Annotated in this window: 25 protein-coding genes; 12 read left to right on the forward strand and 13 right to left on the reverse strand. The window is 61.6% G+C overall.

All coding sequences use genetic code 11. The annotated features are described in order from the left end of the window. Positions 1-178: 178 nt before the first annotated feature. The 5 genes from HDE72_RS14295 to HDE72_RS14315 all read left to right on the forward strand — a co-directional run bounded on the left by HDE72_RS14295 (position 179) and on the right by HDE72_RS14315 (position 6,079). Positions 179-430, forward strand: a complete 252-nt coding sequence (locus HDE72_RS14295; RefSeq protein WP_183741965.1) for an exodeoxyribonuclease VII small subunit — start codon at positions 179-181, stop codon at positions 428-430. Next, positions 427-1,338, forward strand: a complete 912-nt coding sequence (locus HDE72_RS14300; RefSeq protein ID WP_183741967.1) for a polyprenyl synthetase family protein — start codon at positions 427-429, stop codon at positions 1,336-1,338. The genes HDE72_RS14295 and HDE72_RS14300 overlap by 4 nt, the downstream gene beginning before the upstream one ends. Further along, positions 1,339-3,207: a 1-deoxy-D-xylulose-5-phosphate synthase gene (gene dxs / locus HDE72_RS14305; RefSeq protein ID WP_183741969.1), complete on the forward strand. Its 1,869-nt coding sequence runs from the start codon at positions 1,339-1,341 to the stop codon at positions 3,205-3,207. 124 nt (positions 3,208-3,331) lie between these two features. After that, the gene (locus HDE72_RS14310) at positions 3,332-5,443 is read left to right on the forward strand and encodes an FUSC family protein (protein ID WP_260176693.1); all 2,112 of its coding nucleotides are present in this window, start codon (positions 3,332-3,334) and stop codon (positions 5,441-5,443) included. Positions 5,444-5,695: 252 nt separating this feature from the next. Continuing rightward, complete coding sequence (locus tag HDE72_RS14315; protein WP_260176694.1) at positions 5,696-6,079, forward strand: glutaredoxin family protein; 384 nt, start codon at positions 5,696-5,698, stop codon at positions 6,077-6,079. A 350-nt stretch (positions 6,080-6,429) separates the two neighbouring features. Here HDE72_RS14315 and HDE72_RS14320 read toward each other — a convergent pair whose 3' ends face one another. Then, entirely contained in the window at positions 6,430-6,984 is a 555-nt protein-coding gene (locus HDE72_RS14320; RefSeq protein WP_183741971.1) for a cob(I)yrinic acid a,c-diamide adenosyltransferase, read from the reverse strand. Between the two features lie 119 nt (positions 6,985-7,103). Here HDE72_RS14320 and HDE72_RS14325 point away from each other — a divergent pair, with 119 nt between their 5' ends. The 3 genes from HDE72_RS14325 to glcF are packed head-to-tail and all read left to right on the forward strand — an operon-like array spanning position 7,104 to position 10,915. After that, on the forward strand, positions 7,104-8,588 hold the full coding sequence (locus HDE72_RS14325) for an FAD-linked oxidase C-terminal domain-containing protein (protein ID WP_183741973.1): 1,485 nt from the start codon (positions 7,104-7,106) through the stop codon (positions 8,586-8,588). A 2-nt stretch (positions 8,589-8,590) separates the two neighbouring features. Beyond that, entirely contained in the window at positions 8,591-9,676 is a 1,086-nt protein-coding gene (glcE, locus tag HDE72_RS14330) for a glycolate oxidase subunit GlcE (protein WP_183741975.1), read from the forward strand. 6 nt (positions 9,677-9,682) lie between these two features. Then, positions 9,683-10,915 carry a glycolate oxidase subunit GlcF gene (glcF, locus tag HDE72_RS14335; protein ID WP_183741977.1) on the forward strand — a complete coding sequence of 411 codons (1,233 nt, stop codon included), beginning with the start codon at positions 9,683-9,685 and terminating at the stop codon, positions 10,913-10,915. Here the strand turns inward: glcF and HDE72_RS14340 are convergent. The 4 genes from HDE72_RS14340 to HDE72_RS14355 all read right to left on the reverse strand — a co-directional run bounded on the left by HDE72_RS14340 (position 10,896) and on the right by HDE72_RS14355 (position 15,848). Continuing rightward, positions 10,896-12,995 carry a putative bifunctional diguanylate cyclase/phosphodiesterase gene (locus HDE72_RS14340; RefSeq protein ID WP_183741979.1) on the reverse strand — a complete coding sequence of 700 codons (2,100 nt, stop codon included), beginning with the start codon at positions 12,993-12,995 and terminating at the stop codon, positions 10,896-10,898. The genes glcF and HDE72_RS14340 overlap by 20 nt on opposite strands. Before the next feature lie 186 nt (positions 12,996-13,181). Continuing rightward, the gene (locus HDE72_RS14345) at positions 13,182-13,667 is read right to left on the reverse strand and encodes a glutathione peroxidase (RefSeq protein WP_183741981.1); all 486 of its coding nucleotides are present in this window, start codon (positions 13,665-13,667) and stop codon (positions 13,182-13,184) included. 1 nt (position 13,668) lies between these two features. Beyond that, positions 13,669-14,799, reverse strand: a complete 1,131-nt coding sequence (locus HDE72_RS14350) for a PilT/PilU family type 4a pilus ATPase (protein ID WP_183741983.1) — start codon at positions 14,797-14,799, stop codon at positions 13,669-13,671. A gap of 5 nt (positions 14,800-14,804) precedes the next feature. Beyond that, positions 14,805-15,848 (reverse strand): type IV pilus twitching motility protein PilT, encoded by a 1,044-nt coding sequence (locus HDE72_RS14355; protein ID WP_183741985.1) that lies wholly within the window; start codon positions 15,846-15,848, stop codon positions 14,805-14,807. A gap of 80 nt (positions 15,849-15,928) precedes the next feature. Between HDE72_RS14355 and HDE72_RS14360 the strand changes: the two genes are divergently transcribed. Further along, positions 15,929-16,639 carry a YggS family pyridoxal phosphate-dependent enzyme gene (locus tag HDE72_RS14360; RefSeq protein ID WP_183741987.1) on the forward strand — a complete coding sequence of 237 codons (711 nt, stop codon included), beginning with the start codon at positions 15,929-15,931 and terminating at the stop codon, positions 16,637-16,639. Positions 16,640-16,657: 18 nt separating this feature from the next. After that, positions 16,658-17,488 (forward strand): pyrroline-5-carboxylate reductase, encoded by an 831-nt coding sequence (proC, locus tag HDE72_RS14365; protein WP_183741989.1) that lies wholly within the window; start codon positions 16,658-16,660, stop codon positions 17,486-17,488. 4 nt (positions 17,489-17,492) lie between these two features. Here the strand turns inward: proC and HDE72_RS14370 are convergent, their stop codons facing one another. The 8 genes from HDE72_RS14370 to HDE72_RS14405 form a co-directional block, all read right to left on the reverse strand. Then, positions 17,493-18,209: an anti-sigma factor gene (locus tag HDE72_RS14370; RefSeq protein WP_183741991.1), complete on the reverse strand. Its 717-nt coding sequence runs from the start codon at positions 18,207-18,209 to the stop codon at positions 17,493-17,495. Then, complete coding sequence (locus tag HDE72_RS14375; protein ID WP_183741994.1) at positions 18,206-18,763, reverse strand: sigma-70 family RNA polymerase sigma factor; 558 nt, start codon at positions 18,761-18,763, stop codon at positions 18,206-18,208. The genes HDE72_RS14370 and HDE72_RS14375 overlap by 4 nt, the downstream gene beginning before the upstream one ends. Positions 18,764-18,845: 82 nt before the next feature. Continuing rightward, positions 18,846-19,406 carry a DUF3455 domain-containing protein gene (locus HDE72_RS14380; protein ID WP_183741996.1) on the reverse strand — a complete coding sequence of 187 codons (561 nt, stop codon included), beginning with the start codon at positions 19,404-19,406 and terminating at the stop codon, positions 18,846-18,848. Between the two features lie 95 nt (positions 19,407-19,501). Next, positions 19,502-19,867: a hypothetical protein gene (locus HDE72_RS14385; RefSeq protein WP_183741998.1), complete on the reverse strand. Its 366-nt coding sequence runs from the start codon at positions 19,865-19,867 to the stop codon at positions 19,502-19,504. Further along, on the reverse strand, positions 19,864-20,250 hold the full coding sequence (locus HDE72_RS14390; protein WP_183742000.1) for a phage holin family protein: 387 nt from the start codon (positions 20,248-20,250) through the stop codon (positions 19,864-19,866). Before HDE72_RS14390 ends, HDE72_RS14385 begins: the two co-directional genes overlap by 4 nt. A 78-nt stretch (positions 20,251-20,328) precedes the next feature. Next, positions 20,329-20,682 (reverse strand): ElaB/YgaM/YqjD family protein, encoded by a 354-nt coding sequence (locus tag HDE72_RS14395; RefSeq protein ID WP_183742002.1) that lies wholly within the window; start codon positions 20,680-20,682, stop codon positions 20,329-20,331. A 128-nt stretch (positions 20,683-20,810) separates the two neighbouring features. Continuing rightward, complete coding sequence (gene ubiA / locus HDE72_RS14400) at positions 20,811-21,665, reverse strand: 4-hydroxybenzoate octaprenyltransferase (RefSeq protein WP_183742005.1); 855 nt, start codon at positions 21,663-21,665, stop codon at positions 20,811-20,813. Between the two features lie 76 nt (positions 21,666-21,741). Further along, a complete protein-coding gene (locus HDE72_RS14405) occupies positions 21,742-22,677 on the reverse strand; it encodes a hydrogen peroxide-inducible genes activator (protein WP_183742007.1) in 936 nt (311 codons plus the stop codon). 153 nt (positions 22,678-22,830) lie between these two features. On the opposite strand from HDE72_RS14405, the gene HDE72_RS14410 reads away from it, so the two are divergent. Both HDE72_RS14410 and rfaE2 read left to right on the forward strand, forming a co-directional pair. Further along, complete coding sequence (locus tag HDE72_RS14410) at positions 22,831-23,034, forward strand: DUF3717 domain-containing protein (protein WP_183742009.1); 204 nt, start codon at positions 22,831-22,833, stop codon at positions 23,032-23,034. Between the two features lie 31 nt (positions 23,035-23,065). Beyond that, on the forward strand, positions 23,066-23,542 hold the full coding sequence (rfaE2, locus tag HDE72_RS14415) for a D-glycero-beta-D-manno-heptose 1-phosphate adenylyltransferase (protein ID WP_183742012.1): 477 nt from the start codon (positions 23,066-23,068) through the stop codon (positions 23,540-23,542). Positions 23,543-23,584: the final 42 nt, after the last annotated feature.

Here is a 23,584-nt window from a genome sequence, read left to right on the forward strand (position 1 = left end):
AGACAGGATGACACTATTTCCACAACTATCTCCTCTTTTGAGCCAGCTTCCAGAGCGTCGTTCACGCTTTAGTTTTCACTTAAGAGTGTGGTTTGTTCTAAAATAACGCTTCCATGCTGGCCGGGCATCCCCGCCTTCTCCCTACAAGCCCCTGGCTGCCACGAAGAGAACTGAGTTTATGTCGAAGAAATTAACTGCCGCTGCTGCCCCGCCGGCCTCGTTTGAAGAGGCAATGGCTGAATTGGCGCAGCTGGTAACGCAAATGGAAGCGGGCCAGCTGCCGCTGGAAGCTTCGGTCGCGGCCTATCAGCGCGGCTCCGAACTGGTCAAGTACTGCGCGGCCCAGCTCGATGGCGTCGAAGCCCAGGTGAAAGTACTGGAAGGCGATTTGCTCAAACCGTTTACGGATAATGGCGAGGCCGCACAATGACGGCCGGCCTGGATACGGTCGGCGTGACTTTCGGCGACTGGATGCAAGCGACACAGTCGCAGGTAGAAAGCCAGCTCGATCAATTCCTGCCATCGGCAGACACTGTGCCGCACAAGCTGCACGCGGCCATGCGCTACGCGCTGCTGGGTGGCGGCAAGCGCGTGCGCCCCTTGCTGGTGCGCGCCGCCGGCGAGCTGTTTGATGCGGACGCGGACACGGTGGCGCGCGCCGCCTGTGCGCTGGAAATGATCCATGTGTATTCGCTGGTGCACGACGACATGCCCTGCATGGATGACGATGCCTTGCGCCGTGGCAAGCCCACCGTGCACATCGCCTACGATGAAGCGACGGCCCTGCTGGTAGGCGACGCGCTGCAATCGCAAGCTTTCATGCTGCTGGCCGAAGGCGCAGCCATTCCACCGGCGCGGCAAATGGCCATGCTGCGCGTGCTGGCGCAAGCCTCGGGTTCCGCCGGCATGTGCGGCGGCCAGGCAATAGATCTCGACAGCGTGGGCTTGGCCTTGGCCTTGCCGCAGCTGGAACAGATGCATCAATTGAAAACCGGCGCCCTGTTGCGGGCGGCCGTGGTGCTGGGCGCGCTGGCTGGCAAGGATCTCACGCCTGACGAGATGACGGCGCTGAACGCCTATGCGCGCGCCGTGGGCCTGGCCTTCCAGGTGGTCGACGACGTGCTCGACGCCACCGCCGATTCTGCCACGCTGGGCAAGACGGCAGGCAAGGATGCGGCGGCCAACAAGCCGACCTATGTATCGATACTGGGGCTGGAGCCATCGAGAGCCCTGGCAGAACAATTGCGGTGCGACGCCCATGCGGCGCTGGCGCCATTCGGGGACAAGGCACGCCGCCTGCGCGAGATGGCAGACCTGGTCGTGCAGCGGAAGGCATAAATGAAACTCTTAGAAACCATCAATGAACCGGCGCAAGTGCGTAAACTTGCGCGTTCGCAACTGACGCCGCTGGCGCAGGAATTGCGCAGCTTTTTGCTCGATTCCGTGTCCAAGACGGGCGGCCATCTGTCGTCCAACCTCGGAACGGTCGAGCTGACTGTTGCCCTGCATTACGTATTCAATACGCCGCACGACCGCATCGTGTGGGACGTGGGCCACCAGACTTACTCGCACAAAATCCTCACCGGCCGCCGCGAGCGCATGCATACCCTGCGCCAGCGCGACGGTATTTCGGGTTTCCCGAAACGCGATGAAAGCGAATACGACACCTTTGGCACGGCCCATTCGTCGACCTCCATCTCGGCCGCCCTGGGCATGGCGCAAGCGGCCAAGATCAAGGGCGATCCGCTGCACGCGATTGCCGTGATCGGCGACGGTTCGATGACGGCCGGCATGGCGTTCGAAGCGATGAACAATGCGGGCGTGCAGGAAGACATCAACCTGCTGGTGATCCTCAACGATAACGATATGTCGATTTCGCCGCCCGTGGGCGCGCTGAACCGCCATTTGGCGCGCCTGATGTCGGGCCAGTTCTACGCAGCCGCGAAAAACGTCGGCAAGTCCGTCTTGCCCGGCCCCGTGCTGGAACTGGCGAAACGCTTTGAAGAGCACGCCAAGGGCATGGTGGTGCCTGCCACCATGTTCGAAGAGTTCGGCTTCAATTACATTGGCCCTATCGATGGCCACGATCTCGATTCGCTGATCCCGACCCTGCAAAACATCAAGCAGCTGAAAGGCCCGCAATTCCTGCACGTGGTCACGAAAAAAGGCCAGGGCTACAAGCTGGCCGAAGCGGAACCGATTCTGTACCACGGCACCGGCAAGTTCAATCCGCTTGAGGGCATCAAGCCGGCCACGGCGCCGGCCAAGATGACGTACACCGAAGTGTTCGGCAACTGGCTGTGCGACATGGCGGCGCAAGATAAGCGCCTGGTCGGCATCACGCCGGCCATGCGCGAAGGTTCGGGCATGGTGAAGTTTGAGCAGCAATATCCGGCCCGCTATTTCGACGTGGGTATCGCCGAGCAGCACGCGGTGACCTTTGGCGCAGGCCTGGCTTGCGAAGGCCTGAAGCCGGTAGTGGCCATTTACTCGACCTTCCTGCAGCGCGCCTACGATCAGCTGATACACGACGTGGCGCTGCAAAACCTGGACGTGACGTTCGCGCTGGACCGCGCCGGCCTGGTGGGCGCCGATGGCGCCACGCACGCTGGCAATTACGACATGGCGTTTTTGCGCTGCATCCCGAACATGGTCATCATGGCCGCCTCGGATGAAAACGAATGCCGTCAAATGCTGACCACGGGCTACCACTATCCGGGCCCGGCGGCGATTCGCTATCCGCGCGGCGCCGGCGCTGGTGCAGCCATCGTGCAGGAATTGACGAGCATCGAAATCGGCAAGGGCGAACTCAAGCGCCAGGGTAAACGCATCGCCATCCTGGCCTTTGGCTCGATGGTGGCGCCAAGCGTGGCGGCGGGCGAGCAGCTCGACGCGACGGTGGCCAATATGCGTTTCGTCAAGCCGCTCGACGTGGCGCTGGTGAAACAATTGGCCGCTGACCACGATTACCTGGTGACGGTGGAAGAGGGTTGCATCATGGGCGGCGCCGGTTCGGCCGTGGCGGAAGCGCTGGCGCTTGAGGCCATCGTCAAGCCTGTATTGATGCTGGGCTTGCCGGACAAGTTCATCGACCATGGCGACCCGGTGCAGTTGCTGAAAAGCGTGGGCCTCGATGGCGCGGGCATTGCCGCCTCCATCCTCCAGCGCTTTGGCGACACGGCGCCGCGGCTGGCGGTGGTCAGCTGATTCAGACGAAAGCGACACTGCGGTGTCGCTTTTTTTTCGCATGATTCCGGTGTTTACGCTGCACTGCAACATTTTGGATCGCGGCAATGATACGATCCTGTTTTCATCCTCAACGAAGCTGACCTTGCGACTCAGGACACTCCATCGCCGCGCGCGCACCTCGACCAGCCGGTTTGTGACGGCGCTGCATGTGCTGAGCGACAAATTGGCACAGCGCCGCCCCCTGTGGATGGTGACCCTGGCCATCGACGAAACCAATCTGTCCGAAGGCTTGCGCGCCGCCAGCGCCGCCAGCGCCGTGCTGCTGCTGGGGCTGCTGCTGGACCACCCCGATTTCGCCTGGGCCGCCATCGGCGCCTTCTGGACTTGCCTGGCGGACGCGGCCGGCACGCGGCGCATGCGTTTTGTCTCGATGCTGGGATTCGGCTTGCTGTCGACCGTGGTGGGCGGACTGGCGGCGCTGGCGGCCGGCCATGGTTTGCTGATGGCGGCGATTGCCGTGCTGCTGTTTTCCTGGGCCGGCGCGCTGGCGCGCATCTGGGGCGCTGCCACGGCGCAGGTGGCCATCCTGGCGGCCACGGCCAGCGTCGTGATGGTCACCCATCCGCTCCATTCATTGACGCAAAGCGCACCGTTCCTGGGCCTGTATCTGTTTGGCTGCGTGTTTGCCACCGTGCTCAGTTTTACTGTCTGGCGCATCCACCCCTTCGTGCCCGCCCGGCGCGCCGTGGGCGCTGCCTATTCGCGCCTGGCCGGCATCGCGCGCGACAATGCACGCTACCTGGCGCAGGACAATGAACAGGGCGACACTGCCGCGCATGGCGCCAACTACCGTTCGCAGGCGCGCGCCGCACTCGAGGCGGCGCGGGTGGCGCTGGCCGCCGTGCCACCAGCGCGCGCGGGCCGTGGCGACTTGTACGACAACCTGCTGCTGGCGCTCAGCGACGCCGAACGCATCTTTGCCTACCTGATCGCCGTCACGCATTCCTGTGAACGTGAACGGCCGCGTTTGCGGCATGATCCGCGCGCGCGGCGCAGCCTGGAAGCGATGGCGGTGCTGCTGCGGCGCCTGGGTTTATCGGTACAGCGCCAGCCTGATGTGGCACCGCTGGCCTTGCAGCGCCGCCTGACGGCGTGCGGGCGGCGGCTGGAAGCGGCGCTGGGCGCCTTGCTGCCCTTGCGCCTGAACGTGGAATTCATGGACCTGGGCATGGCGCGCGCCACCGAGCTGCCTTGGCGCGAGCAAGCCTTGCTGTCGCTGGCGCAAGCCTGGCAAACGCTGAAGGTCAACGCCACGCCCCGTTCCTTGAGCTGGCGCCATGCGGCGCGCGTGTCGCTGGCGACCACGGCCGGTTTCCTGCTGGTCGAAATGCTGCATATCCCGTTTGGTTACTGGGCCACCATGGCGACCTTGCTGATACTGCAGCCCTCCGTGTCGACCACCTGGCCGCGCGGCATCGAGCGGGTGGCCGGCAGCGTGCTGGGCGCCGTGCTGGCCGTGCTGATCGGCATCGTGATCCATACACCGCTGGCCATTTCGCTGGTGGTATTCCCGCTGATCGTCGCCACCATGGCGCTGCGCCGCGTCAACTACGGCTTGCACGTCATGTTCATGACGCCGGCCTTCGTGCTGGTAGCCGACTATGCGGCGCCCGCCAACGAAATGGTGTACGCGCTTAGCCGCCTGGGCAACAACGTGCTCGGCTGCGTGCTGGCCTTGCTGGCGACGTTTTTCCTGTGGCCAGACCGCGAGGCGGACGACCTGGAGCAGCGCCTGACCCAGGCCGTGTCGGCCAATCTGCAATACCTGCTGGGCGTGATGGCGGCCGGCGGCAAATGGGACAAAAACATCGCACATTTGCGCCGCGAGGCCGGTCTGGCCAGCAACAACGCAGAGCAGGTGGTGCAGCGCCTGCGCATCGAGCGCCGCCTGGGCCGCAGCACGGGCGCCGGCCTGGCCGCCATGTCCACCTTGCCCTTGCTGCGCCGCGTGGCAGGCAGCACGGCGCGTATCAGCCTGAGTCCGCAGGCTGAACCAGCGACGCCTGAATTGCAGCGCTGGATCGCCGAAGTCAGTAGCGAGATCGATGCGCTGCTGCGCGGCAAGTCCGACGCCCCAGCGCCTGGTCCATGCAATACGGAAAGTTTGACCGCCTTGCAAGCTGATGCCGTGGCACAGGTGCAATTGCTGCGTGGAATGCTGCGTGAACATGTGCACGCGTTAGCCCTCACATAGCGCAGGAAAAAACCGCCTTCGCCTTCCCCTTGGGCGCGATATTGTATAGATAATTATTGCGCCTCAATCTCTCCAAATGCCACATTTCGCGTGCTTTCCATAAATATTTTCCAAAGTGAAAATTATTTTAAGGAAATGTTGACGCTCGAATAATCGTGTTTTATATTTGATTTTATAGCAATCAAATTTGATAAGTGCATAAGCGCGTATCAGCGCTGTGATGCAGTTTGTCATAGACCGATAGGAAAGCGTATGACGATGCAGAAAAAAATGAAAACCGCAGCGCTGTATGTCGTGATCCTTGCCGCTGGCCTGGGCAGCGGTTATGGCCTGTCTTTATTACCCGGCTTGTTCAAGTCGAATTATGTGGAAGGCAATTACGCCGCGTATTTCCCGAATGCCCAGAGCAAAGTCGTTTTATATGGCACCGACTGGTGCGGCTATTGCGCCAAGACCCGTGCCTATTTCAAAGAACACAAGATAGCATTCGTCGATCTCGATATCGAAAAATCCCCGCAAGCCAAGCAAGCCCATGAAGCGCTGGGTGGCGGCGGCGTGCCGCTGGTCCTGATCGGCAACCGCAAGATCCAGGGCTATAACGCGGGGGCGCTGGCAGCGGCCTTGAAAAAAATCTGATCAGCGTATTGGCCGCCAGCAGGAATTGCAATGGGGTGGCGCGTATGGGACGGCGCGCCATCGTAGTCCGTGATCGTCTGTCTATCAACAGGGGTGATAATGATTAAAAAATTGGGTTTCTTCTTGTTTGCCATGGGTGTCAGCGCATCGTATGCCATGGCCAGCAGTACCGCCGACATATCGGAATGCCAATCCGAGTGCTATATGGCGCTCGATGCCTGTGTCATGGAGTTCAAGGTGCCTGAATGCGTCCGTGCCAATAAAATCTGCCTCCAGAACTGCGGCTAATCGGCGTCTGTCTGCCTGATGACATACGGCGATGCTGTTGGACAGGCATCGCCGTTTTCATTTCAACCCCGTGTGCGCTCATGGCGCCACAACACGTCGCCACCACCGGCAAAACGGTTCAGCACGCGCGACAGCACAAACAGCAAGTCCGATAATCGGTTCACATACTGGCGCGGGTGTGCGTGGATGGTTTCCGCATTGGCCAGCGCAACGATGCTGCGCTCGGCGCGGCGGCAGACGGTGCGGCACACGTGGGCCAGTGAGGCGGCGCGCGAGCCGGCCGGCAAGATGAATTCGCTCAAGGCGGGCAGGTCGGCATTGTAGTGGGCCAGCATGGCGTCCAGGCGCAGCACATGTTCTTCCTTGATCAGCTGGTAGCCGGGGATGCACAACTCACCACCGAGGTCGAACAAATCGTGCTGGATGGCCACCAGCTCGCCGTGCAGGGTGTCGGGCATGGCTTCGCACAGCAGCAATCCCAGCTGGGAATTGAGTTCATCGACGTCGCCCATGGCGTGGACGCGCAGGCTGTCCTTGCTGGTGCGGCTGCCGTCGCCCAGTCCCGTGCTGCCATTGTCGCCCGTGCGCGTGGCGATTTTCGAGAGTCGCTTGCCCATGTTTTTGCCTTGTGATCAGAAGAATGGGGGCAGCATACGGCATCTGCGCAAAAAAATGCGATGTCCCCGGCGTTTGTGCTTACAATCGTTGCAAGACCATCCTGCCAGATAGCCATCTTATGCACAATGCTGCCTTAGAAGTGGACACAGCGCGCCAGCAAGCCGTGGTTAGCGCCTTGCTTGCCGTGCTGCCCGCCCGCTGCGTGTTGTCCGCAACCGAAGACACGCGCCCCTATGAATGCGACGGCCTGGCCGCCTACCGCCAGTTGCCGATGGTAGTGACCCTGCCCGACACGGAAGAACACGTGCTCGCCATCCTGCGCGTCTGCCGTGAACTTGGCGTGCCGATCGTGCCGCGTGGCGCTGGCACGGGCTTGTCCGGCGGCGCCTTGCCGATTGCCGATGGGGTGGTGCTGTCGACGGCGCGCCTGAACCGCATCGTGCGCCTCGACGCCTATGCCCGCATCGCCGTGGTGCAGCCGGGCGTGCGCAACCTGGCCATTTCCGAAGCGGCTGCCCAATACGCGCTGTATTACGCGCCCGATCCCTCATCGCAGATCGCCTGCAGCATAGGCGGCAACGTGGCGGAAAATTCGGGCGGCGTGCATTGCCTGAAGTACGGCCTGACCGTGCACAATGTGCTGCGCGTGCGCGTGGCCACCATCGACGGCGACATCATCGAACTGGGCGGCGAGTGCCTGGATGCGCCCGGCCTGGACCTGCTGGCCGTCTTTATCGGCTCCGAAGGCATGCTGGGCATCGTCACCGAAGTGACGGTGAAACTGATACCGAAGCCGGCCACGGCGCGGGTCATCATGGCGTCGTTCGGCGATATTGTCACCGGTGGCAATGCCGTAGCCAGCGTGATCGCCGCCGGCATCATCCCGGCCGGCCTGGAAATGATGGATCAAACCTCATCGCGCATGGTCGAACCGTTCGTCAAAGCCGGTTACGACATCGATGCGGCCGCCATCCTGCTGTGCGAGGCCGATGGCACGCACGCCGAAGTGGAAGAAGAAATTGCCCGCATGACGGCCGTGCTGGAAGGGGCGGGCGCCAGCGCGATTACCGTCTCGACCTCGGAAACGGAGCGCATGCGCTTCTGGTCGGGCCGCAAGAACGCGTTTCCGGCCGCCGGGCGCATCTCGCCCGATTACTACTGCATGGATGGCACCATCCCGCGCAAGCGATTAGCCGAAGTGTTGACGGGCATCGCGCAGATGGAACTGACCCATGGCTTGCGCTGCGCGAACGTGTTCCATGCGGGCGATGGCAATCTGCACCCGCTGATTTTATTTGATGCAAACCAGTCTGGCGAACTGGAACGGGCCGAAGCGTTTGGCGCCGATATCCTGGCCCTGTGCGTGGCGGTCGGCGGCACCATCACCGGGGAACATGGCGTGGGCATGGAAAAGATCAACTCCATGTGTCTGCAATTTACTCGGGCCGAACTGGACGCGTTTTTTGCCGTCAAGCGGGCCTTCGATCCGCATGGCTTGCTCAATCCCGACAAGGCGATACCGACTCTGAACCGCTGCGCCGAATTCGGCAAGATGCATGTCACGGCAGGGCGGCTGCCGTTTGCCGGCCTGCCGCGTTTTTAATCATGCTGGAGAACCCTTTGCAAGCAATCGAGGAACAATTCAGGCAGGCTATTCTGGCCGCCAGCGCGGCTGGCAAGCCCTTGCAATTGCGTGGCGGCGGCAGCAAGGACTGGTATGGCCAGCAGCTGCTAGGCGAAGTGCTGGACACGCGCGCCTATGCAGGCATCATCGATTACGAGCCGACCGAACTGGTGATCACGGCCCGCTGCGGCACGCCGCTGGCGCAGATCGAAGCGGCACTGGCGGCGCGCAATCAGATGCTGGCCTTCGAGCCACCCCATTTTGGTGCTGGCGCGACCATCGGCGGCGTGGTGGCCAGCGGCTTGTCCGGCCCGCGCCGCGCCTCGTCCGGCGCATTGCGCGACTTTGTGCTGGGTGCCGTGCTGATGGATGGACAAGGAGAGCGGCTCGCTTTCGGCGGGCAGGTGATGAAGAACGTGGCCGGTTACGATGTCTCGCGCCTGCTGGCCGGCTCGCTGGGCACCCTGGGCCTGATCCTGGAAGTGTCATTGAAAGTGCTGCCCTTGCCGCTGCGCGAGGCCACCTTGCGCCTGGCGTGTACCGAGATCGCGGCCCTGCGTTTGCTCAATGAGTGGGCCGGTAAACCGTTGCCGATGTCCGCCAGCTGCTGGCATGATGATGTTTTGAGCGTGCGCCTGTCGGGCGCCGACGCGGCCGTGGCCGAAGCGCTGCACACCCTGGGTGGCGACGTTGTGGCGCCGGCCGAGGCGGCGCTGTTCTGGGCCGCCTTGCGCGAACACACGTATGCCTTCTTTTCTGGCGCGGGCAGCGTGTGGCGTTTGTCGTTGCCGCCGCAGGCCAGCGCCGTCATTCTGAAAGGGCGGCAACTGATCGAGTGGGGCGGGGCGCAGCGCTGGCTGAAACTCGATGGCGATGCCGATGCTGCCGGTGCGCAGCGCGTCCGCCAGACGGTGGCCGCCGCCGGTGGCCACGCCACCTTGTTCCGCGGCGGCGACAAGGCGGTGGGCGTATTCCACCCTTTGGCCCCGGCCGTAGAACAGATACACCAGCGTCTGCGCCTGTCTTTTGACCCGGCTGCCATCTTCAACCGACACAGAATGTACTGAGGGTCCATGCAAACCAATCTCGCCGATTTCATCAAGCACACGCGTGAAGGCGAAGAGGCCGAAGCGATTCTGCGCGCCTGCGTGCATTGCGGTTTTTGCACGGCCACTTGCCCCACCTATCAGTTGCTGGGAGACGAACTCGATGGCCCGCGCGGGCGCATCTACCTGATCAAGCAGGTGCTCGAAGGCGCAGAAGTCACCGGCAAGACGCAGACGCACCTGGACCGCTGCCTGACCTGCCGCAACTGCGAATCGACCTGTCCATCGGGCGTGCAATATGGCCGCCTGGTCGATATCGGCCGCAAGGTGGTCGAGCAGCGCGTGCAGCGTCCCTTGCATGAACGGGCGTTGCGTTATGCGCTGGCGCAGGCCTTGCCGCGCCGCTGGTTGTTTACGCCCGCCTATAAAGTGGGGCAGGCGCTGCGGCCCTTGCTGTCGAAAGGCTTGCAAGACAAATTGCGGCCCGGTGCGGCGCCGGGGCAATGGCCTACACGCAGCCATGCGCGCACCATGCTGCTATTGGATGGCTGCGTGCAGCCCGCCATGTCGCCCAATATCAATGCGGCCACGGCGCGCGTGCTCGATGCGCTGGGCGTGCAATTGATCATTGCAGCGAAAGCCGGCTGCTGCGGCGCGCTGCGCCATCACTTGAACGAACAGGAAGCGGCGCTGGACGATATGCGCCGCAATATCGACGCCTGGTGGCCATATGTAGAGAGTGCCGAGGCTATCGTGATGACGGCGTCCGGCTGCGGCGTCACGGTCAAGGAATACGGCCACTTGCTGGCGCATGATACTGTCTACGCCGACAAGGCGCGGCGCATCTCGGCTTTGAGCCGCGACCTGTCTGAAATCATGCCGGCGTTTGAAACGGAACTGGCGGCGCTGCTGCAGGGGAAGATTGCCGGGCGCGTGGCCTATCACCCGCCATGCACCTTGCAGCATGGCCAGCAGATACGCGGCAAGGTGGAGCAGGTGCTGCGGACCGTCGGCGTCGATGTGCTGCTGTGCGCCGACAGCCATCTGTGCTGCGGCTCGGCCGGCACCTATTCGATGCTGCAGCCGGCGCTGTCGCAGCAACTGCGCGACAACAAGCTGGCCAATTTGGCTGCCTGCGCGCCAGACGTGATCGTGTCCGCCAATATCGGCTGCTTGAACCACCTGCAGTCGGGTACGGAGACGCCCGTGCGGCACTGGATAGAATTGATCGACGCGGCTCTTAAACCGGCGTTTCAGTGAGCTGGGCCACGCGCCATTGCGGCGCCGGCACGAAATTGCTCGCCCAATCGAGCACGGCGTCGGCCGGCATGGGACGGGCGATGCCGTAGCCTTGCGCCAGGTCGCAACCGAGCTGTATCAGGCGCGCGCCGTGTTCTATGCTTTCCACGCCTTCGGCAATCACCGTCAGCGAAAAGGAGCGGGCCAGGCCGATCACGGCGCGCACCAGGTGCAGGTCGTCGTGATCGTTGAGCATATTGCGCACGAAGCTCTGGTCGATCTTGACGATGTTGGCGGGCAGGCGCTTCAGGTAGGACATCGAAGAATAGCCGGTGCCGAAGTCGTCCAGCGCGAAAGTGATGCCCAGCGCCTGGCAGGCGCGGATGATGCGGCGCACGTGTTCGATATCGTGCAGGGCGGACGATTCGAGGATTTCCAGTTCCAGCATGCTGGGGCGCACGCCGGGAAATTCGCCGAGGATGGCTTTCAGGCGCGGCACGAAATCGGGCTGCTGGAAGTGGCGCGCTGCGATATTGACGCTGACCACCCAGTGCTGGCCGGCCGTGATCCAGCGCTGCATTTGCCACAGGGCCTGGCGCAGCACCCATTCGCCGATATCGATGATCAAGTCCGTCTGTTCCACCAGCGGCAGGAACTGGGCCGGGGCCAGCACGCCGCGGCGCGGATGCTGCCAGCGCAGCAGCGCTTCCATGCCCACCACCGTGCCGGTGCGCATATTCACTTTCGGCTGGTAGTACAGACGCAGTTCGCCATTGATCAGGGCATGGCGCACTTCCGTGCGCTGGTTGTGGTGAGTGCGCACTTCTTCGTCCAGGTTGGTGTCGAAGAAGTGATATTGATTACGCCCGGTCAGCTTGGCCTGGTAGGCGGCGTGGTCGGCCTGGCGCAGCAGGCTTTCCGCATTGAGTTCCTTGCCCGCGTAGACGGCGATGCCGGCGCTGGCCGTCATGTGCAAGGCTTGCTGGTCGCACAGGTAGGGCCGGCTCAATTCCTGCATCAGCAGGGTGACATTCTGTTCGATGGTGGCGATGCTGGCCTGGCCGCACAGCAGCATGACGAATTCATCGCCGCCCAGGCGCGCCGCATAGTGCACCTGTCCGGTGAAGTCATGCAGGCGTGCCGCCACCTGCTTGAGGATTTCATCGCCCGCTTCGGCGCCATGGCGGTCGTTGATGCTCTGGAAATGGTCGAGATCGAACAGGCACACGGCCAGCAGCCTTTGCCTCTCGCGCGAAATGAACAGCTCCTGCTCGAAGCGGGCAGCCAGCGCAGCGCGGTTAGGTAGTCCGGTCAGCACGTCATTGTAGTTTTGCCAGGACATCTTTTGCAGCGCCTTCTGCATGTGCACCGTCTCGTTCAGCTGCTCGCCCAGCCGTTTCTGGCTGGCCTGCAGCGAAGACAGCATGTGGCCGATATCGCCCGCCATGCTGTTGAACGAACGCGACACGGCTTGCTCTTCCGGCGTGGCGCCGTCCCCCATGCGTATCGTGAAGTCGCCGCTGCGAAAACGCTCGGTGGCCATGGTCAGCCGCGCCAGCAGCTTGCGGTGCGAGGCCAGTATCAGTCCCAGCAAGACAAAAATCAGGGAGATATTGATGACGCTGAGCATGGCCTGGTGGCGCACGCGGCCCCATACTTGCTGCAGGGGCAGCTCGGGCGTGTAATGCACGTCGAGGATGCCGTCCTGGCCGCCGGGCAGCGCCACCGTCAGGCGGCTGTTGATGGCCGTGATGCCAGCCAGATGGATGAACCATGCAGGTACGGCAGCGGCCAGCTGTGCATCCGGCGAAGTTTCGGCCAGTACTTCGATATGCTCGCTGGCGTTGCCCCAGCGGATAGAGGACAGATTGTGGTTCAGCGGCAGGGCGCTGCGCAGCACGCGCGGCAAGCTGGCCATATCCGTCTGCACGGCCAGCGGCAGCACGGTATTGGCCAGGTAGAGGTCAAGCTGGCGCGCCTCGTTTTGATAGCGCGAGCTGGCCAGCGTGGTTTCCTGATTCAGCAGCGCCTGATAGCGTACCGCCGACACGCCGAGTATCAATAGTGAAATGGGAATGAAGAGGCGGGAATAAGACCCCATCCGCATCCATGAAGATAGTATTTTCCCAAAGACTGGCATCGTTATTTTGATCGATATCTGCTAATAATTGTGCAAACATTATCACCGAATAGTGCCATTTGGAACACAATATTAACGGCAATACTTAAATAAAATCAAATTGATTGATTTTGCATCATAGTTGTTTAAAATTAATCTAATTTATCCTTATTCTGCTAGCAATTTTTCGATATCTGCCACCAGTTTTTCCGGTTTGCTGGCGCTGGCATAGCGTGCAAAGACGGCGCCGTCCCTGCGCACCAGGAATTTGGTGAAATTCCATTTGATGGCCCTGGTGCCCAATATGCCGGGCGCCGCCTGTTTCAATTGCAGGAATAAGGGATGGGCGTCGCTGCCATTGACGTCTATTTTGGCAAACAGGGGAAAGCTGACGCCAAAGTTTTTTTCGCAAAAGGCGCCGATCTCTGCGCTGTCCCCCGGTTCCTGGCCACCGAATTGATTGCAGGGAAACCCCAGCACCACCAGGCCCTGGTCCTGGTAACGGCGGTAGAGCGCTTCCAGCCCCTGGTATTGGGGTGTGTAGCCGCAGGCGCTGGCGGTATTGACGATCAGCAGCACCTTGCCCCGGTATTGTGACAGGTCGACAGGTTTGCCGTCGAGGCTATCGGCCTGGAAGTCGTGGATGGTGTTCATATCAGAGCAGTCCCCATGATGCCTGGTTCTGTGTCGCATTCTGTGCGGAGCCGGGCGTGCCGTCGAGCTTGATCGCCAGGCGCAGGTCGTTGACGGAGTCGGCGTTGCGCAAGGCGTCTTCATAGCTGATCGCGCCCGATTCGTGCAGCTCGAACAGGGCCTGGTCAAACGTTTGCATGCCCAGTTCACGCGATTTCTTCATCAACTCCTTGATCTCATGCACCTGGCCCTTGAAGATCAGTTCGCTCATCAGCGGCGAATTGAGCAGGATTTCCATCGCTACCTTGCGCCCCTTGCCATCGCGCGCTGGAATCAAACGCTGGGAAATGACGCCCTTCAGATTGAGCGACAAATCCATCAGCAATTGCTGGCGCCGCTCTTCCGGGAAGAAATTGATGATGCGGTCCAGCGCCTGGTTGGCGTTGTTGGCGTGCAAGGTCGCCAGGCAGAGATGGCCGGTTTCGGCAAACGCGATGGCGTGGTCCATGGTGTCGCGGTCGCGGATTTCGCCGATCTGTATCACGTCGGGCGCCTGGCGCAAGGTATTTTTCAGGGCCGTGGCCCAGTCTTCCGTATCGACGCCCACTTCGCGCTGGGTGACGATGCAGTTGCCATGCGGGTGGATGAATTCCACCGGGTCTTCGATGGTAATGATATGGCCGTGGCTGTGCGCGTTACGATGGCCCAGCATGGCGGCCAGGGTGGTCGACTTGCCGCAACCGGTGGCGCCCACCATGATGACCAGGCCACGCTTGCTCATCACCACGTCTTGCAGGATGGCGGGCAAGCCCAGCGCGTCCAGCTTGGGGATGGCGGTATTGATCGTGCGCAAGACCATGCCAGCCAGACCCATCTGCACGAAGGCCGACACGCGGAAGCGACCCAGGCCGTCCGGGCTGATGGCGAAATTGGCTTCGCGGCTGGCGTCGAAGTCGGCCGCTTGCCGCTCGTTCATGAGGGCGCGCACGCAGGCGCTGGCTTGAAACGCACTGAACGGTTCGGCCGACAGCGGCGTCAGCTTGCCATCGAGCTTGATGGCGGGTGGAAATCCGGCCGTGATGAACAGGTCCGAGCCACCGCGTTCGCGCATCTGCGCCAGCAAAGTGTGCATCGTTTGCAAACTATCGTTCATGCTGCTTACCCTGGAAAGTTTTCAGGCGACTTGGCGGCCGAGCGCGCCGTTTCCGCTGAAATCGTGCCGCGCCGCACCAGGTCGGAGAGGCATTGATCCAGGGTTTGCATGCCCACGTTGCTGCCCGTCTGGATGGCCGAATACATTTGCGCCACTTTCGCTTCGCGGATCAGGTTGCGCACGGCTGGCGTGGCCAGCATGATTTCATGCGCCGCCACGCGGCCCGTGCCGTCCTTAGTTTTCAGCAAGTTTTGCGAAATTACCGCCTGCAGCGATTCGGACAGCATGGCGCGCACCATTTCCTTTTCTTCGGCCGGGAACACGTCGATGATGCGGTCGATGGATTTTGCCGCCGACGAGGTATGCAGGGTGCCGAACACCAGGTGGCCTGTTTCGGCGGCCGTCAGCGCCAGGCGGATAGTTTCCAGGTCGCGCAATTCGCCGACCAAAATGACGTCCGGGTCTTCGCGCAGCGCCGAGCGCAAGGCATTGCTGAAGGAGTGCGTGTGCGATCCCACTTCGCGCTGGTTGATCAGGCATTTCTTCGGTTCATGCACGAACTCGATCGGATCTTCTATCGTCAGGATGTGATGGTTGAGCCGTTCATTGACATGGTTGACCATGGCCGCCAGGGTGGTCGACTTGCCCGAACCGGTCGGGCCCGTCACCAGTACCAGCCCGCGCGGGCGCATCGCCAGTTCGCCGAAGATGCGCGGGCTATTGAGTTCTTCCAGGGTCAGCACTTTCGACGGTATCGTGCGCAGCACGGCCGAGGCGCCCCGTTCCTGGTTGTAGGCATTCACGCGGAAGCGGGCCAGGCCGGGAATCTCAAACGAGAAATCGCATTCCAGCGCCTCTTCATAGGCCTTGCGCTGGCTGTCGTTCATGATGTCATAGATCATGCCGTGCACTTCCTTGTGCTCCAGCGGCGCCACGTTCAGGCGGCGCACATCGCCATTGACCCGTATCATCGGCGGCAAGCCGGCCGACAGGTGCAAATCGGATGCCTTGTTCTTGACGGAGAATGCGAGTAGTTCGGAAATGTCCATTTATAATCCCTGTGCCTGCAATATGGGTGCTGACTGGGCGCACTGAGCTAGCCGCAGCCCGAATCCACTAGAAAATGATTATGTCCACAATCGAACAGAACTTGCAAGCCGTACGCGGCAGTATCGCGCAGGCGGCTGACGAGGCGCAGCGTCCACCGCAAGACGTGCATCTCCTTGCCGTATCGAAAACCTTTGGTGCCGATGCCGTGCTGCAAGCGGCCCAGGCGGGCCAGACGGCGTTTGGCGAAAACTATCTGCAGGAAGCGCTCGACAAGATTGCCGCCGTACAGGCCGTGCAGGCCATGTTGCCGCAGGGCGGTTTGCACTGGCATTTTATCGGCCCCATCCAGAGTAATAAAACCCGTCCCATCGCCGAGCATTTTGACTGGGTGCACACGGTCGAGCGTGAAAAGATTGCCGTGCGCCTGTCCGAGCAGCGCCCCGAGGGTTTGCCCGATTTGAATATCTGTTTGCAAGTCAATATCAGCGGTGAAGCCAGCAAGAGCGGCGTCACGCCAGCAGAATTGCCGGCACTGGCGCGCGCGGTGGCGCAAATGCCCAGGCTGCGTTTGCGCGGCTTGATGGCGATCCCGGAGCCGGAAACGGATCTTGCCCGCCAGCGCGCCGCGTTTGCCCAGCTGCGCACGCTGTATCAACAGTTGCGCGCAGAAGGGCTGGCGCTCGACACCTTGTCGATGGGCATGTCGGCCGACTTGCGCGCCGCCGTGCTGGAAGGCGCCACCATCGTGCGCGTGGGCAGCGCCATCTTTGGTTCCCGCAACTACTCTTGAATTTTTGAAAGAACGGTCATGACGACAGCATTGAAAATAGCATTTGTGGGCGGCGGCAATATGGCGGCAGCCCTGATCGCGGGCCTGGCGGGCAAGCTGACGATTGGCGCCAATATCCACGTGATCGACCCGCATGCACCAGCGCTGGAAAAACTGCAGTCCCAGTTTGGCGTCAGCACGGCCAGCAGCGCCGGCGAGGCCTTGCGCGCGGTGGACGTGATCGTGCTGGCCGTGAAACCGCAAAGCATGAAAGAAGTCACGGCGCAATTGCTGCCATTCATTAATGTGGAAAAACAGCCGCTGCTGCTGTCGATTGCGGCCGGTATCCGCGCCACGGATCTGTCGCGCTGGCTCGACGACTACCCCGCCATCGTGCGCTGCATGCCCAATACGCCAGCCCTGATCGGCATGGGCATCACGGGCCTGGTGGCCAGCAGCGGCGTCAGCAACGAGCAAAAGCAGCAGGCTGACGCCATTTTGCAAGCGGTGGGCGCCACCGTGTGGCTGGACGATGAAGCGCAGATCGACCCGGTGACGGCGGTCTCCGGCAGCGGTCCGGCCTATGTGTTTTACTTTATCGAAGCGATGCAGCAAGCGGCCAGTGAACTGGGTTTGACGGCGGAGCAGGGTACGCAGCTGGCAATCGCCACCTTTACGGGCGCGGCGCAACTGGCGGCGCAATCAACGGAAGCCGTGTCCTTGCTGCGCGAACGCGTCACCTCGAAAGGCGGCACGACTTATGCGGCATTGACCAGCATGGAAGAGAGTGGCGTCAAGGCGGCCATCGTCAAGGCTGTCAAGGCGGCGGCGCAGCGCGGGCGTGAAATGGGAGAAGAGTTAGGAAAGTAACTCCTCACATGACTTTCACGGCGCGGCCGATATACAGCACCGGCCCCGTCGGCCGGCCGGTGGGCGAACCCGTGGCCGGCTCCAGCGTGATTTCAAACAATTGCTCTGGCTGCAGCGGCGGCAGTTTATCCAGGCGCATCTTGACTGTCTGGCCCGGTTGCACCAGGCCCAGCGAGACGGGTGCGCCCCAATCCTTGCCCTTGGTCCAGAACTGCAGAGCTTTTTGCTGCGGAACAGCGGTGGCGCCCAGCGGTATCAGGCTCAGGTCGCGGCTTCCTTTGCTACTCGCTTGCACGATCCAGCCCGGCGCCTTGTCTTGCGGCGCCACCAGCACCACCAGATAGCCGGGGCCGGCGGGCGACTGCGATTGCAAGCTCATCGTCACGGCCAGCGCGAGTGTCGCCGCCAGGCCGCCACCGGCCAGTATCCGCCAGAAAGCCAGATTGTTCCACCATGCCAGCCAGCCACCTGCCTGGCGTACTTTTTCCGGCGTGAACAGGCTGGCGTTGATGCGCGGCCACAGCTGGCTTGACGGCTCTTGCGGCGGCGCCAGGGTGGTTAAAGGCAGCAATCTTTGCTCCCAGGCATCGACAGCCTCGCGCAAGACGGGGTCACGCGGCAAGCGCTGCTCCAGCGCGGCGCGTTCGTCCAGCGACAAGGTGCCCAGCACATATTCGCCGGCCAGGCGCTGCAGTTCTTCATTGCTTGTTGATATCGTCATCCCATGCACTCCCGCAAGGCGGCCAGACCCCGCTTGACCCAGGCCTTGACGGTGCCCAGCGGTGCTTGCAGGCGCTGCGCAATTTCGCTGTGGGAACAGCCGTCGACATAGGCAAACACGATGGCGTTGCGCCTGGATGGTTCCAGGTGGCCCAGGCAATCGTGCAGCTTGCCCATCCCGGCTTGCAGGGCATAGGTCTCGCCGGTGTCATGCTCCTGGCGTTGCTGCAGCAGGGTTTCCACGGTATCCTCGTCGGCCGCTATTTCATGGGCGCGGGCGCGCATCAGGTTCAGCGCCTGGTGCCGCACCACCACGTAGATCCAGCCCTTGCCGCTGCCACGCGTGGCGTCGAAACTGCCGGCGCGGCGCCAGATGCTGAGGAAGGCGTCGTGCAGCACGTCTTCGGCCAGCGCCCGCTGGCGCACGATGCGCAAGGCCACGCCCAGCAGGTAGCGGCTTTCCTGCTGGTATAGTTGCTGCAATGCCAGCTGCTCGCCCCGGGCGCAGGCGCGCAGGGCGGCGTCGTAATCGAAAGTGGCGGCAGGTATCGGCAAGGTTGGTGCAATCGCTCAGGAATAGTACGGTTGGCAAATTGAAAATGATTATAGGTCATTGGCTACCGTTCAGTTCCCACTCTTATGCTGCCTTCCAGAAAATATAATCAGCTTGATAGGGTACCCATTGTTTCGCGCCTACCGTTTCAGCAGTGCATGTGCTACCGGGCGCTACGCCGCCGCTGGTGGCCACGCGCTGGATGTAGGTGACGCCGACCATGGCGCCGCTGCCGATGGCTGGATTGGCTTTCACCAATTGATACGGGATATTGCCGGCGCCGGCCGGTGCTACCGCCACTTGGGTTGCCGTCACTTTCGAGCCATCGAGGCTGGCCCAGGTGGCGGGCGGGCCAACGTAGGTGCCGACCTGTTGGCCGCTGCGCTTATTCAGGGCCGCGTCTGGTCCCACGAAAGCCCATTCGTGGCCATTGGCATCTTTTTTAGCTTTGCATTCATAGGCGATCTTGCCCACGCCCACGGTTTGCAGGGCCACCTGGTGGCCGTCTGGCACTTGCACGGTAGCCGGCAATTGGGCTTGCGAGTAGCGCGCACCCATGGGGGCGCAAGCCGATAGCAGGGCGGCGGCGCACAGCAGGGTCAAGGTGGAGGGAAGCGTGTGCAATACGGTGGCGCATGGTGTCATGACGGTCTCCTGACGGTAGTGGTGATGTCAGCCCGGTTGGCTGATACCTGTACTACCCGCCAGTAGCGTCTTTGGATGCAGCAAAATAAAAATATTTATGGCGGCTGCCGTTCCACCGGCGGCGGCGTTCTTTTGCCGACGCGCTGCAGCACCGTGCGTATCAGGGGCAGGGCGGTGTTGGCGTGTTTCAGCAGCGATGCGCCGGCCAGCAGCAGCGGCACGAAGCGGCGCGGCCGCACCAGCAGCAAGCCCACAATGCCGCCGCCTATCATCAGCGGCACCTTGAAGCGGGTGGCCAGGGTATGGCGCAGCTTGCCGCCGGTCAGCGGTTCCAGCAACTGCCGGGTTTGTACGTCCAGCGCGAGGCGCTGCAGCGCGCATTCCGCCACCAGCGCATCGCGCCGCTCTGCCAGGCTTGCGGCGCTACTGAGCCGCGCCAATTTGGTGGGGTGAGTGGTCATGATGGCTCCGATCCGCGGCGCGTCATGGCTTGCAAGCCTTCCAGGTCCTTGTTCAGCTCGGCCATGGTGAAGGACAGCAATTTGGGCTTGCTGCGGAAACTGCTCCGTACGCCCAGCAAGGTGGCGATGGCGGCGATGATGAACACGGCGGCGGTCAGGCCGATGGCGGCGATACGGTGGGTATCCCAGAACAGCACGATGACCATAAAGATCAGCAATACCAGGCCGACAAACAGGCACAGCAGTGCCAGCATGGCTAGCGCCAGATAGGTAAGAAAGCGCAGCGACTCTTCTTCTACTTCCACCGCCGCCAGCGCCAGACGGGTCTGGACGATGGCGGCGATGGTGGCTGCGACTTGCGCGACATGATGAGCGATTGCCATGGGCTGCCTTTCGCGTCAGGATGAATCAGGCCAGTCGAGATGGCGGCCAGGCCGCCCGTGTACGTCTTGCGCGCAACGTTAGCGGCGCGAGGACAGCAGCAAGCCGAACAGCACGCCCACGACGGCGCCCGCACCGACTGCTTTCCATGGATTGTCTTGCACGTAGTCGTCGGTCGCCTTGGCGGCTTTCTTGGTGTGGTGCACCAGGTCTTCTTCCAGTTTGCGCAAGTCTTTCTTGGCCGTTTCCACGGTGGCCAGGAATTTTTCCTTGACGGCCTTGATGTTTTCGCCCGTCTGACCGGTGGCGCCATCGAGCCAGCCTTCGGCTTCGTCGATGACGTCTTTCAAATCGCCGATCAGTTTGTCGCGTGCCTTGTCGGCGTCCGCCAGGACTTTTTCGCTATTGGATTTGCCGGTATGTGTTGAGCTCATGTATTACCTCATGGAAGTGAAACTGCACAATGAAATACCAGTGTAGGCAGCAGCGGCCACGCTGTCTTGCGCCGCCTCAACGGCAGCGCTAGCCACCGTCAAGATGGATTGAAAGCAAGGTTGCGTGACTAGCGGAAAGCAAAGTCCAGGACTACGCCCGCAAATACTGCTGCTCCTAGCCAGTTATTATGCCGGAATGCCGCAAAACACGGCATACGCTCGCGTGCGCGTATCAAGGTGTAGTGGTAAACCGCGCAGCCGGCAGCGACCAGCAAGCCTGCCACGAACCAGGTACGCAAGCCCAGATACCAGCCGCAGGCTAGCCACAGCAGCAGGAAAGCGGCGTAGCACAACATGATGATGGTCACGTCATAGCGGCCAAAGGTGATGGCCGAGGTCTTGATGCCGATCTTTAAGTCATCGTCGCGGTCGACCATGGCGTATTCCGTGTCATAGGCCACGGCCCAGAATACATTACCCAAGAGCAGCAGCCAGGCCACCACGGGCACGGCGTTCGTGATGGCGGCAAAGCCCATGGGGATGCCGAAACCGAAGGCGATGCCCAGATAGGCTTGCGGGATGGCAAAGAAGCGCTTGAAGTAGGGGTAGGTGGCGGCGATGATGACGGCGGCCACCGACAATTGCCTGGTCAGCGTATTGAGGGGCAGCACCAGGCAAAAGGCCAGCAAGGTCAGTACGCCGGCCACGGCCAGCGCTTCCTTGCCGCTGATGCGCCCGCTGGTAATCGGGCGCTCGGCCGTGCGCTTGACGAATTTGTCGATATCCTGGTCCGCATAATCATTGACGGCGCAGCCTGCCGAACGCATCAAAAACGTGCCGAGGGTAAAGATGAGGATCAGACGCCAGTCCGGCACGCCTTGCTGCGCCAGCCACAGCGCGCACAGGGTAGGCCACAGCAGCAACACGGTGCCGATAGGCTTGTCGAGCCGGATCAGGCGAAAATACAGCGCCAGCTTATTCATGGATAACTCAATCTTGTTGAAGAGAAACGTCGATTATCGCAAATAGTATGGCGATGTACTATTTCAGCGCCGCTTCTTATTCTTCGATGCAAAGCGTATCGACGCCAGGCAGGTTGCAGCTGGCAATCGCGGCGCACAGGGCGTCGATGGCTGCCTTGCGGGTAAAGCTCTTGCGCCACAGCATGACTACCCTGCGCGATGGCGCCGGCTCTTCGAAAGGACGGTAGGCCAGCATGCCATCGGCGGCATCCATATCGGGTACGGAGGCGCGCGGCAGCACGGTCAGGCCGATACCGCTGGCCACCATGTGGCGAATAGTTTCCAGGGATGAACCTTCAAACGTGCGCTGCATGCCGTTGCCGGGTGAAGAGAAGCGCGCCATTTCAGGGCACACTTCCAGCACCTGGTCGCGGAAACAGTGGCCATTGCCCAAGAGCAGCATGGTTTCCGATTTCAGGTCCTGGGCGGCAATCTGCTTGCGCGCCGCCCACGGATGGTGGCGCGGCATGGCGACCACGAACGGTTCATCGTACAAAGTCTGCATGGCCATGCCGTGTTCGGGCAGCGGCAAGGCCATGATGGCCACATCCAGTTCTCCCTGGCGCAGCAGTTCCAGCAGGCGCACCGTGAAGTTTTCTTGCAAAATCAAGGGCATTTGCGGCACTTGCCCGATCATGGCCTTGACCAGCGGCGGCAGCAGGTAGGGGCCGATGGTGTAGATCACGCCCAGGCGCAAGGGGCCCGCCAGCGGGTCCTTGTTTTGCTTGGCCAGTTCCTTGATGGCGGCTGTTTGTTCCAGCACTCTTTCGGCCTGGGCGATGATTTGCGCGCCCAGCGGGGTGACGGAAATTTCGGCGCCGCCCCGTTCGAACAGCACCACGCCCAATTCGTCTTCGAGTTTCTTGATGGCCACTGACAAAGTAGGCTGGGCAACGAAGCAGGCTTCGGCGGCGTGGCCGAAGTGTTTCGCTCGCGCGACTGCAACGATGTATTTCAGTTCAGTCAGTGTCATAAGGAGATTGGAACACAGTATGTGCTTACTTGCAATTACTTGCAATGAATGTAAGGTGGCGAATACAGCCGAAAGCGCCAAACTGTGGCGCGGATGGCGTATTGTAGCGGATCGGCCCCTATAATGCGGGGCAGGGTCACGATGGAGACGGTCATGGAACTGAGTGTGCAGACACTGGAAGCGGCGATCAATTACTGGCGGGCGCGGCAACCGGCGCGCGGCAACGAATATGCGCTGTCGCCGCCCGTCAGCCGGCTGGCCACCGTGTATGCGCTGATGATTTACCGTCACCAACTTACTATCGAGCAAGACAGCCTGGAACCGGCCGTCCTGGCGCTGATCCACCATCGGGACTGAAACCCATACTGAACTAATAGAGACTATCTTTATGCCTGATTTTGAAAACAAGATTTGCAGCCGCGACACATTGAAAGAGCGTGCCGCTGCCCTGCCGAAACCGGTGGTCGTCACCAATGGCGTGTTCGATATTTTGCACCGCGGCCATGTGACCTACCTGGCGCAAGCGCGTGCACTGGGCGCCTCGCTGGTGGTGGCCTTGAACACGGATGCCTCCGTCAAGCGCCTGGGCAAGGGCGATGACCGTCCCCTGAACAGCTGCGAAGACCGCCTGGCCGTGCTGGCCGCTTTGGAATCGGTGAGCCTGGTAGTGCCGTTTTCGGAAGACAGCGCGCTGGAAGTGGTGCAGGAAATCACCCCTGAAATCTATGTCAAGGGCGGCGACTACGACATGACGGCGATTCCCGAAGGCAAGGCCGTGCTGGCCTATGGCGGGCAAGCCGTGGCCATCGATTTTGAACACGACCGCTCGACTACCAAACTGCTGAGCAAAGTGCGCGAGAAATAAAGTAGTTCAGCAAGCGCAAGCGCAAGATCAAGGCGGGCGTCT

Origin of the sequence: Janthinobacterium saanense, assembly GCF_014200675.1 — a bacterium.
GTDB lineage: Bacteria > Pseudomonadota > Gammaproteobacteria > Burkholderiales > Burkholderiaceae_D > Janthinobacterium.